At 52.9% G+C, this 13,555-nt stretch carries 21 protein-coding genes; 2 read left to right on the top strand and 19 right to left on the bottom strand.

The features are described 5' to 3' along the window. Positions 1-167 precede the first annotated feature (167 nt). The 10 genes from B5D39_RS08055 to B5D39_RS08010 form a co-directional block, all read right to left on the bottom strand. Positions 168-506 (bottom strand): STAS domain-containing protein, encoded by a 339-nt coding sequence (locus B5D39_RS08055; RefSeq protein WP_078789949.1) that lies wholly within the window; start codon positions 504-506, stop codon positions 168-170. 6 nt (positions 507-512) lie between these two features. Next, positions 513-1,118, bottom strand: a complete 606-nt coding sequence (locus B5D39_RS08050; RefSeq protein WP_078789948.1) for a nucleotidyltransferase family protein — start codon at positions 1,116-1,118, stop codon at positions 513-515. 141 nt (positions 1,119-1,259) lie between these two features. Continuing rightward, positions 1,260-2,183, bottom strand: coding sequence for an XdhC family protein (locus tag B5D39_RS08045; RefSeq protein WP_078789947.1), 924 nt, complete (start codon positions 2,181-2,183; stop codon positions 1,260-1,262). Further along, complete coding sequence (locus B5D39_RS08040) at positions 2,176-3,330, bottom strand: MFS transporter (RefSeq protein ID WP_078789946.1); 1,155 nt, start codon at positions 3,328-3,330, stop codon at positions 2,176-2,178. Before B5D39_RS08040 ends, B5D39_RS08045 begins: the two co-directional genes overlap by 8 nt. Beyond that, complete coding sequence (locus B5D39_RS08035) at positions 3,330-4,190, bottom strand: FAD binding domain-containing protein (RefSeq protein WP_078789945.1); 861 nt, start codon at positions 4,188-4,190, stop codon at positions 3,330-3,332. Before B5D39_RS08035 ends, B5D39_RS08040 begins: the two co-directional genes overlap by 1 nt. Further along, entirely contained in the window at positions 4,174-4,449 is a 276-nt protein-coding gene (locus B5D39_RS08030) for a type II toxin-antitoxin system RelE/ParE family toxin (RefSeq protein WP_078789944.1), read from the bottom strand. The genes B5D39_RS08035 and B5D39_RS08030 overlap by 17 nt, the downstream gene beginning before the upstream one ends. Continuing rightward, entirely contained in the window at positions 4,446-4,703 is a 258-nt protein-coding gene (locus tag B5D39_RS08025) for a prevent-host-death protein (protein ID WP_078789943.1), read from the bottom strand. Before B5D39_RS08025 ends, B5D39_RS08030 begins: the two co-directional genes overlap by 4 nt. A gap of 67 nt (positions 4,704-4,770) precedes the next feature. Further along, positions 4,771-5,238 carry a (2Fe-2S)-binding protein gene (locus B5D39_RS08020; protein WP_078789942.1) on the bottom strand — a complete coding sequence of 156 codons (468 nt, stop codon included), beginning with the start codon at positions 5,236-5,238 and terminating at the stop codon, positions 4,771-4,773. Between the two features lie 86 nt (positions 5,239-5,324). Further along, the gene (locus B5D39_RS08015; RefSeq protein ID WP_078789941.1) at positions 5,325-5,624 is read right to left on the bottom strand and encodes a DUF167 domain-containing protein; all 300 of its coding nucleotides are present in this window, start codon (positions 5,622-5,624) and stop codon (positions 5,325-5,327) included. Positions 5,625-5,648: 24 nt separating this feature from the next. Then, the gene (locus tag B5D39_RS08010; protein ID WP_078789940.1) at positions 5,649-6,026 is read right to left on the bottom strand and encodes a cystatin domain-containing protein; all 378 of its coding nucleotides are present in this window, start codon (positions 6,024-6,026) and stop codon (positions 5,649-5,651) included. A gap of 116 nt (positions 6,027-6,142) precedes the next feature. On the opposite strand from B5D39_RS08010, the gene B5D39_RS08005 reads away from it, so the two are divergent. Then, complete coding sequence (locus tag B5D39_RS08005) at positions 6,143-6,418, top strand: BrnT family toxin (protein WP_078789939.1); 276 nt, start codon at positions 6,143-6,145, stop codon at positions 6,416-6,418. Next, positions 6,402-6,749 carry a BrnA antitoxin family protein gene (locus B5D39_RS08000; RefSeq protein ID WP_208610563.1) on the top strand — a complete coding sequence of 116 codons (348 nt, stop codon included), beginning with the start codon at positions 6,402-6,404 and terminating at the stop codon, positions 6,747-6,749. Before B5D39_RS08005 ends, B5D39_RS08000 begins: the two co-directional genes overlap by 17 nt. A gap of 123 nt (positions 6,750-6,872) precedes the next feature. Here B5D39_RS08000 and B5D39_RS07995 read toward each other — a convergent pair whose 3' ends face one another. The 9 genes from B5D39_RS07995 to B5D39_RS07960 all read right to left on the bottom strand — a co-directional run bounded on the left by B5D39_RS07995 (position 6,873) and on the right by B5D39_RS07960 (position 13,482). Beyond that, the gene (locus tag B5D39_RS07995) at positions 6,873-7,262 is read right to left on the bottom strand and encodes a DUF2007 domain-containing protein (protein ID WP_161947451.1); all 390 of its coding nucleotides are present in this window, start codon (positions 7,260-7,262) and stop codon (positions 6,873-6,875) included. 71 nt (positions 7,263-7,333) lie between these two features. Further along, positions 7,334-8,257, bottom strand: coding sequence for a hypothetical protein (locus B5D39_RS07990; RefSeq protein ID WP_078789937.1), 924 nt, complete (start codon positions 8,255-8,257; stop codon positions 7,334-7,336). 38 nt (positions 8,258-8,295) lie between these two features. Continuing rightward, on the bottom strand, positions 8,296-8,718 hold the full coding sequence (locus B5D39_RS17225) for a restriction endonuclease (protein ID WP_208610562.1): 423 nt from the start codon (positions 8,716-8,718) through the stop codon (positions 8,296-8,298). Next, positions 8,673-9,269, bottom strand: a complete 597-nt coding sequence (locus B5D39_RS17220; protein WP_208610561.1) for a restriction endonuclease — start codon at positions 9,267-9,269, stop codon at positions 8,673-8,675. The genes B5D39_RS17225 and B5D39_RS17220 overlap by 46 nt, the downstream gene beginning before the upstream one ends. 373 nt (positions 9,270-9,642) lie before the next feature. Beyond that, entirely contained in the window at positions 9,643-11,928 is a 2,286-nt protein-coding gene (locus B5D39_RS07980) for a xanthine dehydrogenase family protein molybdopterin-binding subunit (RefSeq protein WP_078789936.1), read from the bottom strand. Between the two features lie 157 nt (positions 11,929-12,085). Beyond that, complete coding sequence (locus tag B5D39_RS07975; protein WP_078789935.1) at positions 12,086-12,421, bottom strand: STAS domain-containing protein; 336 nt, start codon at positions 12,419-12,421, stop codon at positions 12,086-12,088. A 32-nt stretch (positions 12,422-12,453) separates the two neighbouring features. Next, positions 12,454-12,873 carry an EF-hand domain-containing protein gene (locus B5D39_RS07970; protein WP_161947450.1) on the bottom strand — a complete coding sequence of 140 codons (420 nt, stop codon included), beginning with the start codon at positions 12,871-12,873 and terminating at the stop codon, positions 12,454-12,456. Further along, positions 12,824-13,231, bottom strand: a complete 408-nt coding sequence (locus B5D39_RS07965) for a bacteriohemerythrin (protein WP_078790005.1) — start codon at positions 13,229-13,231, stop codon at positions 12,824-12,826. Before B5D39_RS07965 ends, B5D39_RS07970 begins: the two co-directional genes overlap by 50 nt. 44 nt (positions 13,232-13,275) lie before the next feature. Further along, entirely contained in the window at positions 13,276-13,482 is a 207-nt protein-coding gene (locus tag B5D39_RS07960) for a hypothetical protein (protein ID WP_078789933.1), read from the bottom strand. Positions 13,483-13,555: the final 73 nt, after the last annotated feature.

Raw genomic sequence — 13,555 nt, 5'->3', positions numbered from 1 at the left:
GGCGTAAACCTGCTCGCAAACCATCTCGGCAACATCTCGTGCCCCAATGAAAAATCTGGGTTTAAGGCGCTGTTACCACCCCTGTCCCCTCCTAAAACAGGAGGGGGACGTAGTGTTATCTCCCCTCCTTAGACAAGGAGGGGCTGGGGGTGGTTGAGCATTCCGGCTCAGCCAACCAAGGCATCCAAAGCCGCCTCTTTGGTTTCACTGATGGTAAGGAAACCGGAAAAACCGGCTATTTTAAACAGATCCTGTACCGGTGCCGCCACACAGCAAAGCACCAGTTTGCCGCCACGACCTTCAAGCAGCTTCAGCAGTTTCAAAAGGCTGCGCAACCCGGCACTGGTAATGTAGCTCACCTCAGCCAGGTCAAGCAGATAGCGGTTGTTTTCCGGTCTGTCCTGTTCAGCAAACCAGGCATCAAAAAGCGGCGCTGCCGGTGAATCAAACCTTCCTGACAGAGTTAGTACACAGACATCCCCCTGACAACTAATTACCTGTTCCATGTTTCATCACCTCTGTCTGTTAATGGTCTGCTCTGCACTAAAACCTTTGAGCAAGGCATACTGCTCAGGCGTATTCATATCCAGTATAACAGCCTGATCATCAGATGCCAGCTCCAGCATCTGCCAGCCCTGATACAGGCTGCGCAGCCCTCCGTCACCGTTAGCGGACAGCAGTTCCGGTAGTAACCTCACCCGCAGCAACGGGGGATGCCCTCGCTTGCCACAATACGCAGGAATCACTCCATCAACAGCCGGATGCTGCTGCAGTGCGGCTATCAGGCCAGTCAATGTTACCGGACTGACCAGCGGCGTATCCACCGGATGCACAAAAAAGGCATCAACTGCAGGTTCAACGGCTGCTATTCCGCACTGAATTGATGGAAACATCCCGTTTTCAGGTGCTGGATTCCGTGCCAGTTCAACCGGCAGGCACAACTGAACCAAAGTGTCATGGTTCTGTCCGGTCACCACCATGATCCGTGCTACCCCTGCGGTAGCATAGCTTGCCACCAACAGTTCCAGTGCTGTTGTGTCCCCGAACGGCAGCAATGCCTTGTCCGTCCCCATCCGGCTGGAAAAACCGGCAGCAAGAATAATGGCAGCGGTTTTCATCCTAAAAAGCGCAATTTCTCACGCGGAGCCGCGGAGTTCGCGGAGAAAAACAATCATGCGGGCTAAACCACAACCTGCCGTAACAGCCTGATTTCATTCTTCGCGTCTCCGCGGCTCCGCGTGCTACTGCCTTTTCAAGGTTCATTGCCTGCTCCTGCGAACCGTAATCATCTCAGCCAGGATACTGACCGCAATCTCTGCCGGGGTTTCCGCTCCAATGGCCAGCCCCACCGGGCAATGTACGCGGTCCAGATCTGCGTCACTGACACCGACAACACGCAGTTGACTAAACAGCTCTTCCCGCTTGCGTTTGCTGCCCACCATGCCGATATACCCGGCATTGGTTGCCAGGGCCTGTTCCAGCACAATCCGGTCATGCTGGTGTCCGTAGGTAACAATCAGCAGGGAGGTGGCTGGTGTAATCTGTTGACAGTTCAGACAGCCTTTAAACCCTGCAACCAAGGCGGTTTCAACAGGGGACTGAAAACGATCAGAACCAATCAGTTCAGCCCGGTCATCAAGCACCGTGACCTTGAATCCTGCGGTTATTGCCATGGGTGCCAATGCCTGAGCAATATGCCCTGCCCCGCAGATCAACAGCCCAGGAACAGGCTGCAGGGGAATGCTGTAGCAATGTAGGGCTTCAACAGATGGCATATCAACAGACCAGCAGGCCTGGCCATTATCCGTTAAACCAACCAGCAGATTGCAGCCCCTGCCCGCTTCCAGTCTGGCTGTTACTGCAGCAAAGACAGGGATCGCTGCAGGACAGAGCCCTACCAGCAGCAGGGTCAGACTGCCGCCACAGGGCATACCATCCTGCTCCGGCAGCAACTGAAATGAGCGGATAACGCCATGACCGTCTTGCTGTAGCTGGCGCAGGGCATTAACAACCTGCTGTTCCAGACTGCCACCCCCTACGGTGCCACTGCAGCTGCCATCCGGGCGGAGCAAGAGCATGGCCCCCACCCCACGGGGGGCAGAGCCACGACGTTCAACGACCAAGGCCAGTGCGCCGGAACCGGTTGTTGCTACCTCATTCAGTATCTGTAGCGCCTCAGACATCCCTGTTCCTTATCAGCATCACCAGCCCGGCTGCCAGCAACAGCGCACAGGCTGCCGCACCAAACAGAAGCGGATACCCGCCCTGTGGCAACAGCCAGCCACCAGCCAGCGGCCCTAGAAAAAAGCCGCACTGCAGCATCAACAGTCCAAGGTTCTGGTTAAGTCCCCGTGCTTCAGGCCGGGACAGATCAAAAATCAGGGCATTCAGGAGCGGCATCACCACGCCCCAACCGATGCCGCAGACCACCGCCAGCCCAAGCAGGATGGTAGCGTTGGTTGCAGACAGGATCAAACCGGTACCTATTGCTGACAGCGCCAGAAAAACCATATTCATTAGACGTTTGTCAAAACGGTCAAACAGGCTGCCACCAAACAAGCGGACCAGCATCATCATCACGGTTGCAACCGTAAAAAACAGGCCGCTGTTACCCAGGCCAGCTGCCCGGCCAAACCCTTTTAAATAGAAGAAGGTGGCAGCATACCCGGCATACAGCAGCACCGTGGCAGCAAACAGCAACAGCAGGTTCCGGTCAGACAGGCTGTTTTTGATCCCGGCAAAAGATGCCCCGGTGGCTGGTTCCTGCTCCTGGGGGAAACGGGGCAGCAGCCATAGCAACGCCCCTGCCAGCAACGCCAGCAGGGCTGACCAGCGGATCACGCCACCCAGGGCAGATGGAGCGATCTTAAACAGGTCAAACAGGAGCGGCACCACGGCATAGGGGATCAGCCGCACCAGCGAGATCCAGCCAAAGGCCCGGCCACTCATTTCACGGGGGATGCAGAGCACAAACAGCGGCATGATCGCCGCCACCACGCAGATAAACCCGGCCCCCTGCAGCAGACGGGCTAGCGTAAAGGCAAACTCACTGTTACAGGTTCCCTCCATAATCAATGCTGTAGCAAGGATCAAGGCACCGGCCAGCAGCCAGCGCCGGGCAGTACGGGCGGTAATCAGCGGGGTAATAAACGGTTGTACAATCAGGGCTGCCAGGGCATCAGCCCCCAGAATAAAACCGGCTGAGGCAGCAGGCATGCCCAAAGAGGTCAGGTATTCCTGCAGGGGAAAGAAGTTTGCGACAATTGTTGAAACGGCCAGAAACTGGATGCAGAGCAGCAGAAAGGGACGGGTTACAAGGGAGTTTGACATCAGGCAACCAGCCTGAGCAGCAGGTTGCCTGCCACAGTCCGGCGATAGTCGGCAGAAGCCCGGATATCGTCAATCGGGCTGACCGCATCTTGAACCAGGGCAGCAGCCTCAGTCAGCACAGCTTCTGATAATGGTTGGCCCTTGAGCAGCGCTTCGGCAGCCGGACAACGCAGCACGGTCGGCCCGACACTGCCCCAGGCAAAACGGGCCTCAACAACCGTGCCATCAGCAGCCAGCCGCAGCATTGCTGCCAGTGATGCCACAGCAATGGCCAGGGATTTACGGCGGCCAACCTTTTCAAAAAGCTGGATGCTCCAATCCTGTGCAGGGGGCAGGATAATCCGGCTGATGATCTCCCCCGGCTGCAGCAGGGTCCGACGTGGCCCAAGCATAAACTCAGCAATCGCCATGGTCCGACTACCTGTTGTAGAACGCAGCTCCAGTTGGGCATCCAGCAGATACAAGGCAGGCAGAGAATCAGCAGCAGGGGAAGCGGTGACGATATTACCGCCGATGCTGGCCATGTTGCGGATAGCCGGACCACCCACGGTTGAGGCAGCCTGGGTCAGCAGCGAATAACGCGCCTTCAACAGAGGACTGCGCACGATGGAACCAAACGTGACAGCAGCGCCGATGCTGACGCTGTTGTCCGGCAGCTCGTCAATCCGGCGCAGCTCCTCAATCCGTTCCAGGCAGATAATTGGCCGTGTATCCTGGGGCCCGTGACGCAGCGCCACTAAAAGATCAGTGCCACCGGCCATGATTCTGGCTTCCGGCTGCTGCTCCTGCACTGCGAACAGCTCTTCAATAGTAACTGGAAAGCTGATCTGCCTTTTGCACCTGTCAGTACACTGTGTCATGGTCGCCCACATTTACCGGGATGATTTCCTGATCCTGAATCAGGAGTTCAAGCGTAATACGGTAGGAAAGATTGATGGAAACTGAATGCAGGCCTAAGAGTCGGCCAGCAAGCGGATGCAGCCGCAACGAGGGGTGAAACGGGTTCGCTTCCAGCAGTTGCAGAGTTTTCAGATACTGTTTTTCCAGTTCGGGATGACGCTTAAGAAAACGGTGCGCCCGTTTTTCATACTGTTCGGTAAAGACCAGTGACCAACTCATGCTGCTGCTTTCAGACGGGCAACATGCTCTTCAGGACTTCCCTTGACAAAACGCCCTTCAGCAAGGTCGGTGCGGGTTTGGGCAAGCGCCGCTTCCAGCTCGCATTCCCGCAGATAATGGTACTGCTCCATATCCATCACCACAAAACGCTCCTTGCCCCGCACGGAAATAATCGCTTCCGGCTGATTGGCCAGCATCGCCTCTATGGCGACAACACCTTTTACTTTCAGATCATTGGCGGATATATGCGGCATGGCAGCCTCCTTAGCACTGTATCAAATACAGTTAACCACACTATAAATAACACTGTAAAGAGTATTGTTAGATTTTACAGCACTCCTGTACAGCACGTTCCACCGCATCTACAATCTTGACATAGCCGGTGCAGCGGCAGAGGTTGCCGGACAGCCCTTCCTTGATCTGCTCGCGGTTCAGTGGTTCTTCCTGCCGTAGCAACGCCAGCGAGGCCATCTCCATACCGGGAATACAGTAGCCGCACTGCACCGCCCCTTCTTCAGCAAAGGCGGTCATCAGGGCGCGGCCTTGATCGGTCTGTTGCAGTGCCTCAACCGTCTCCACCTGCGTCCCTTCCAGTTGGGCCGCCAGCATCAGACAGGCCAGTTTGGGCACGCCATCAACCAGGATGGTGCAAGCGCCGCACTCGCCAGTGCCGCAGCCTTCCTTGCTGCCGGTCAGGCCCAGGTCTTCACGCAGCAGGTCAATTACCCGACGGTCAGAAGGGCAGTCGCATTCAGTTGGGATACTGTTTAGATTAAATCGAATCGTCATGTAGATATTTTCCGCTCTTCTGTAGTTGTATGGCTTGCACAGCGCCTAATCAAACGAAATTGTCCCGCCCCAGCCGATACCGTGGGTTAATACAACTCCTGCTGTCCAATCACTGCAGGCACCCGTTTGGGTGCCTTGATCCGCAGTTGCTTGTTGACATTCATCCGCCCGAACACAACCTGAATATCGCTGACTGACACGCCAAACTCATCAGCCAGAAACCGCACCATATGATCGGTTGCCCGGCCTGCGCGGGGCACTGCCGTGACACTGACGCACAGCTGATGTCCCTTCACCTTGCCGATGGCATCCCGCTTGGCATTCGGGGTACCCAGAATGTTAAGCACCAGCGTATCGCCTTCCCAGCTATAAAACGGTTTCTTCATGAGGCCTCAGTGCTAAACAGTAAACTATTTCCATTTCCATGCAGTCAATTTGTACGGTGCTTCCTTGTTCCAGGCCTGCCACCAGACCGTTGCCTCTGCTTTTTTCAGCTTGCCGTTCAGTTTCACCTTCAGCGCAAGGTGATAGTTCATGCCGGAGACAACCTGCTCTTCTGCACTGATGATTGAGACCAGACTCAGCTTTGTTGCTGTTTTCTGCTCTTTCTGGATCACCTTTGCCTGTTCAGTGACCGCAAAGTTTGCCGCAGCAACCACTTCTGGTTTGGTTACCGCTGTTGGAGAGTTACCGCCTGCGATCTGCTCCCCTGCAAGACAGCGGTCGTTAAACAACGCAGTACAAAAGATAACCGCCAGGATACAAATGGGGATAATCAGATTCTTCATCTGTTTTCCTTTCTGGGTTTGGTACGTTTCGCCCCGTCAAATTTATGCTACGAACTCCTCAGTCAGACAGACTGCTGGCAGTTGACCAACCACAGCAAAACGTATATACAATAAACATGATCTACGAATGGGACGAAAACAAGCGGCTGAAAAACTTTGAAAAGCACGGTTATGACCTTGCCGACGGCCAGCTTGTCTATGAATCACCAACGAAGATTACGGTTGAAAGTCATCGGCCAAATGAACACCGATGGCTGGATATTGCCGAAGTAGGCGGCGAAGTGGTAGTTCTTTCGCTCACCTACACGTTACGTAGAGATGCCGTCCGCTGTATTTCGCTACGCAAGGCAAGTCGCAAGGAAAGGAGCCTCTATTATGGCCAAAATAGCTAGACGAACCTCGGATGAAATCAAGGAGCTGCGTTCCAAAGGTAAAATAATGACCGATAAGGAACGAGTCAGCAACCTTTCCGAGGCAGAGGTTGAACGGATGGCCATGGCCGACCCGGACAATTTCCTTAAAACCGATGAGGATTGGGCACAAGCTACCATTCATCGTCCGGGGACTCGTGGTCCACAAAAAGCCCCCACCAAAAAATCAATTGCTATCCGGCTGTCTCAGGATGTGGTGGATAATTTCAAATCCTCTGGAGCAGGGTGGCAATCCCGGATTGATGATGCATTAAGAACCTATTTGAAAGAACATCCGCTGAAACATGCGTAGACGCCTTACGACTGATTCCTCGTTCATGCATTGCTGTGAGGGGCGCTGGCCAATCGCTTACCAGGGCTAATTTGTGCAGGACCGAGACAGGGGATGTCCCTGATTTATCCTTGAGACCACTCGTTACGCCCGCAGTAACATCATGATAAAACCAACAACGCCGGATGCCCCCAGCAGCAGGTAGAGCCAGGCAAGAGACTTGGGGAATGGCTGGGTGGATGACTCAAAATCCTGCATCAGCGCCTCTTCCTCAGGTAGCAGTTCCTGCCGCAATATCCGGCTGGCATCCTCAGCATACCGTTCCGGCACCTTAACCTTGATACCACCAAGTGCGTTTGCATACAGGCTGTTCACGCCAATCGTGTACTCGTCAACCAAAAACACCGGGATGTCATAGGACTCCAGCTCACTTTTAGCCAGCCCGGCCACATAGGTTGTATCGTACACAGCCACCGTAACCATCGATTCTGCACCAGTGTTTATTTCATCACTCCTTGCTTCTGTGTTCTTCATGATGAGACCTTTTGTTTCAACGCCATAAGCCTGACCGGCTGTTTCTTGGCCAGTCTTGGCGCTAGTTGGACTCATTTTGCAGCGACCATCTGAAAGTAACTTAGGTAGATATTGCCTGTCTGTGCTGCATATCTTTTTTTTCGTAGCAGTAGACTTACAAAGTCGATTCTTTCTTCAAATACAGCCATAAGATCACCACCATCCATAAGAATGATCGATGCTCCTCCCGCCTGATGTGCAGCCACTCCATCGGTTGAGAACCCGTTTATTGATAAAAACACTCCCAAGGTGTTTTCCAATTTGGTTCTGACTTTGTCAGAAAAAGCTGCAAGATCAGCTTTATTGACAAGTTCTTTTTGCCACTTAGCCTCGAAAAGATAGTCTGTACCTTCAAGAGCAAATGCACCATCAACCTGTTCTCCTAGGTTCTTGAAAGAAGCTTTTGGATCCAGATCAAATAACTCAAACAGATCATACATAATTTTCTCAAGCTCAAAACCTCTTGTCTGCGCATTGCTGGCCCCAATGAGTGACATATACCTCATTCTTATTTCTTCAAGCTTCTGACGTACAGCAACGTTATCGCGAAGTTTTTTTGCTGCAATTTCTTGCCTTTTTTCAATTTCATCTTGTTCACGTTTTATATCTTGATGCGGTTCAACCAACTGTCTAAGCTGCAAAATTGCTGCCCGCGCTCGTTCAACTTTAGAAGTACCGTCGTCAAGCTGCTTTAAGTGGTTGAAATCTTTAATCTTACACAGTTCATAACATATCTTTGTTAGGTCGCCAATATACTTATCAGGACTACCTACAAGAAGGTCAATTAAGTCAGAAACTATTTGCCGCTTATAGTTTTCCCAATTGAATTTTGAGAGGAGTGAAGGGTTTGAAAGACATAACTGCAAAAAACTACGAAGATCAGATTTGTACCAATAAACTGAACAGAGTGCTTCTTTTAGCGCCATAACTGCGGTAGGAGAAAGTTGTTTTCCCACTGTGACCTCCTCATAAGTTTATTGGATGAAAGTAAAAGTCAAAATGTTGCTTCATAAAGTGTTTCTACCGGAGTAACTTCAGGCGACCAAATACCGGACTTGGCCTTGATATAGGATTTGCATAGGGTAGCAATTTTTGATTCTTCCCCAAAACGGAGGCGTTGTCGCTGAATTTCAGTAAGAGACTCGACTGCATTAGAACAAAAGCCATAGGTGGACAGAAAAAGCCCACCTGATATTTCTTCATTAACGATAACATTAAGGAATTCTGTTACTGCTGTTTGCCCAACATGCTGGCCAGAACGCCAATGCTTAATCTCGACATAGTAAGTATGAGCCTTGGATGCAGCACGACAGGTAAGGATAACATCTTTGCCTCCGTCCTTGCTGCTAGGTGTAAGTTGCGCTTCAAACCCTAAGCCTTCAAAACTTCTGTGAGCAAATGCTCTAGCTCCCGCCACTCGATTCCATCAAGGTATCGAGGGCTTTGCGCTATGAGTTCGATCAGTTTGCGACTCAATTCTCTTCTGATAATATCGATTTGTGGTAAGTCAATAGCTGGTATTTCTTCGAGTCTGCCGACCCATGATCTTAGGGCATCTAAGTCTATTAGCTCAATGCCAATGGCTGTGTTGCGGCGAAGAGTTTCTCGTGCGGCGTAGGTAAATCTTGAGTTCGTCACGAGCATTGCACGTTTAAGCCCCGCGCTCGCCGCCGCACCTAGAACACGATGTACGACATCTACGCCTACTGCGCTTTGACGAAAATGCTTATATTCGATCCCTATTTCGTCAGAACTAGACTCATCTCCCACGAGTTTTCTTGCAATAAAATCCAGGCCTAAGTCGCGTTGCTCTGCTACAGACTGAAGCGTGTAGCCATCTTCATGCATCAAAGGAGTAAGAATTTGTTCCATGAGTCGTTCTGCTTCTTGCGGAGAACCTGATGGGGACGCAGATGCATCAAGGCGTCGAATGAGGTTTTTGATATCATTTTTTGTAGCGTTATTCATGGTCTATAAGCTCCAACGGCTTAAGCCTAACCCGAGTCAAGTTTATTGCGGGTTGGTCTAGGGGTAAATCATCGTCTTGGGCGCTAATGAAAATCATTAACTATCGTGAAAATGGAAGTAACTGCTCCTTTAGCAGTTGCTTTTGATATGGTGTGCCTTGAAGTGCGAATGGATGCATCAATCCAGAAGCATTTGAGAAACAAAAAACCGCTTAACAACGTGTCCGCAAGTGACGGGCTGGATCACGAGCCAGCGTCGCAATCTCCAGAACTTTTTTCTTGTCCAAGTGGGTTCTCCTTTGCTGGTTCAACTCGCTATTGACCAGTTCACGCGCGCACGCGCGTGAACTGAGTGATCTTCCCAAATGGAACCGTTACCCCTTCACCCCAGCCAGCACCCGCTGCGGCGTCAGCGGTCCATGGCAGAGCCGCACGCCACAGGCATCGGCAACGGCATTGGCAACCGCTGGCAAGGGGCCGTTCATGGCCACTTCACCAATCCCCTTCATGCCAAAGGGGCCGGTTTCTTCCGGCTCACCCTGGGCAGCAATGGAGATAATTTCAGGGATATCCAGGCTACCGGGGATCAGGTAGGTGGCAAAGTCCGGGGTTTTCACCACACCATCGCGCACCGTAAAATCCTCCATCAATGCGTAGCCCAGACCTTGCGCCACCCCACCCTGCACCTGCTGATCAAACATACCGGGGTTTAGTACCCTGCCGCCGTCGGTTACTGCCAGATAATCGCAGACCGTAAGCTGGCCGGTCAGGCTATCAACCTCCAACCGTACCAGATGGGCGCCATAACCAAAGATCACATGGGGAAAGCCAATAAAGAACCCCTTGGCAGTGGGGGGAACCTCTTTACAGGTGGGGGCCACGTACTGGCCCAGGCAGACCCGTTCTTCCGGCTGCATGTATCCTGCCAGCGCAACTAGACTGACCTCTTTCTGGCTGGGCTGGTGCAACACCCTGCCCGGCTGCAGTTCAAGGCCGTCATTATCCTGCAAAAACAGGATCATACCGGCCCAGTTGAGCAGGCGGGCCTTCAGCTCTTCAGTTGCGGTGATCAATGCCTTGCCAAAGGTGTAGGTGGTGCGGCCTGCAGAGGATGAGCCGGATGGATAGGCAGTGCGGGTATCAGGCTGTTTCAGTAGGACACGAGAGGCATCTTGCGACAGAATATGTCCGGCTATCTGCAGGAAGGCAGAGGAGTTGCCCTGGCCCATGTCAGTGACCGCATTATGGATCAGAAAGGTGCCTTCCGGGGTCAGCTCTATCTTGGCAGTGGCTGCATCCCGCACCCCGCCGCCGTAGCCTGCTGCATTAAAGACCGAGGCCAGACCGATACCGCGCTTTTTGTAGGCCGGGCTGGCTGCCTTCCAGACTTCCCTATCCTGCCAGAAGGGATGCTGTTGCAGCTGTTCCAGGCAGGTCTTGATGCCGGTTGAAGTGGTAAGCCGCATGCCAGCGCAGTTTTCATCCCCCCTGACCAGGGCGTTTTTCAGGCGCAGCTCCAGCGGGTCCATGCCCAGCTTGGCAGCCAGCAGGTCCATCATGGATTCAAAACCAAAGGTGGCCTGACAGACCCCAAAAGCCCGCATGGCCCCGGCAGTCGGGTTGTTGGTGTAGACGCACCAGCCTTCAATCAGGGTGTGGGGGATACGGTAGGGACCACCGGCATGCTCCATGCCCAGCTCCATCACCTCGGCCCCCAGGTGGGCATAGGCGCCGGTGTCGTACCAGAGCTTGGCATGCAGAGCCTGCAGGGTGCCGTCTGCTGCGGCCCCCAATTTGTACTCCATCCTACAGGCATGGCGTTTGTAGCCAGCCTTGAAGCTTTCTTCACGATCCCACTGCATCCGTACCCAGCGACCATCAGCGTGTTGGGCTGCCAGCCCCAGCAGGCACTGGACAGTGGCGCCGTCCTTGCCGCCAAAACCGCCACCCAGCGAAGGGGCAACAATGCGGATCTTACCCCAGGGGATGCCCAGGGCATGGCTGATCTCAAAGCGATCACGGAAGGGGGATTGGGTGGAGACTTCCATCAGCAGGCCGCCGTCCTCCTCCAGACGGGCCACACCGCTTTCCGTTTCCAGAAAGGCGTGGGCCTGTACCGGGGTGCTGAAGCTGCCTTCAACCACCACGCTACAAGCATCAAAACCATCCAGACCAGTGCCTTTGCAGATGCTGGCCTGGGCCAGCAGATTACCCGGCTTGTCTTCATGGATCAGCGGCGCATCCGCTGCCAGGGCGCTATCCAGATCAAAGAGACCGGGCAGCGGTTCAAGCTGCAGCTGCACTGCGCTCATGCCGCGCTGCAGCGCCTCTTTGGTCTCTGCCAGCACCAGGGCCAGCGGGTCACCGCAGTAGCGCACCAGGTCATCGCACAGCACCGGCATATCTTTATGGATGATCCCCTGGCGATTGCTGGCAACAACATCGGCAGCGGTCAGTACCTTGACCACGCCGGGCAATGCTGCTGCAGCCGTGGTATCAATACTGATGATCCGCCCACAAGCCTGATGGGAGCGGACCGCACCGGCCCAGAGACAGCCTTGCGGGTACAGGTCGGCAGCGTACCGTTCTGTACCGGCTGCCTTGGCAACGGCATCGCCACGGGGATGTGACGTACCGATTTTTAATGCAGATGCATTCACGGGAACGTTCCTTGTTTAGCAGGTATCAGCAGGGGCATTTCATCTACCAGCGGCAGGTAACAGAAAGGAGTTGCTACTACACAAAAGGCCGCCAGGTACATTACCAAGCGGCCCGGAGATCTGTTACCAGAGAGCACAATCATGCACGCAGCAACAGCTACGCAAGTGAGACACAGGCCTCTTCCACATTGGGAAACGAGGGCAGAATAGCCAGAAAACCGGATATTCTGAATACCTCTTCAACGGTTCCGCCCAAGTTACATAAAAGCAAAGCACCGTTTTTTGTCTTCACCTGTTTTGCAGCAGCCAGCAGTGAGCGCAAACCTGCGCTACTGATATACTCCAGCCCATGCATATCAAGCACAAAACGGGTTTCGCCGTTGGTGAGCTGCTCTGCCAGCCAACGATCAAACTCAACCGTGGTCATGGCATCCATCCTGCCGACCAGAGCGGCGATGGTGACTCCAGCTTGTGTGGTGACGGTTATCTGCATAGAACCCCCTCCTTGAGCAACGGGGTAGATTCTCAGAATTTCAAGAGAATTAATCCATCCCGTGAAGCCCGGCTCCATTCTTTTTTACTGATATGACCACTTTTATCAGTATCTACCTGATCAAATAGACGCTTTTTCTGTTCCTCGGTCATGGCTGCAGCAGTACCTGCTTTCACCATATCACGTTTAACCACCTGCTGACCTTTAGGGGTGGTCACCAGATGCAGATCCGCCTTCAGTAACTCATCTCTACTGACAGTACCGCTTTTATCAGTATCAATTGCATTAAAGAGCTTTGTATCCCCGGCAACAGCTGCCACCGGCAGTACTAATGCCAGAACCAGAGCTGTGATACGCACCACATGTTTCATTGTTGTGTTCCTCTCAATACGCACCTTCATATCACTCAATCCCCTTACCTTTAAAAAAGCTGGTGTATTTTTTATCTTCACCTTTAATATGGTTGGTCAACCAGTTAACCAGAAACTGCATAACGCTGATAGGTTGCAACTGCTTACCATTTTTAAACTGTGCATAGATATCTTCAACCTGACGCACCAGGTCAACGTGGGTTTGTTTGTGCCGCTGATAATCAGGATACCCATACTGCTCCATCAGTGCTTCTTCTCCTGCAAAATGCACCTGGGTATATTCCAGCAGGCCTGCCAGAATTTCATCAAGCAGATCTACCGCCTGCCCATCCTTTAAAGCCTGATGTAACCGGTTCACCATAGCCACAAGCTGCTGGTGCTGGTCATCAAATTGCTGGATATCCACCTTTAGCGACTGATTCCATTCAATTAATGCCATAACTGCGGTAATCTCCTTCTCCATCAGCCCCGTACCTGACTACGCTATCCCCCCAGATAACGGCTAAGCTCTTCGCAAAGCGTTTGTGGGTAGAGAAAGCGAGCAGGGATCTTTTCACCGCCGAAGAATTCTTCACGCCAGGGCTGACGTTTGACCCAGGCCATCAGCTGCTCCCAGCCCTGCCAGGTGGTAAAATCAACCCCGTGAATATTGGTTAGTTGTTCCAGAAATGTCTGTTCGTAAGAAGCCATGGTGGCAATGCTCCCTATCTAAGCGTGATGGTTAGTATACCCGGCTTTAGCCTGTTGGCAACCATCAGCGGAT

This window comes from Trichlorobacter thiogenes (assembly GCF_900167465.1).
GTDB classification, from domain to species: Bacteria; Desulfobacterota; Desulfuromonadia; order Geobacterales; family Pseudopelobacteraceae; genus Trichlorobacter; species Trichlorobacter thiogenes.
This window is presented reverse-complemented; position numbering and strand designations above follow the sequence as displayed.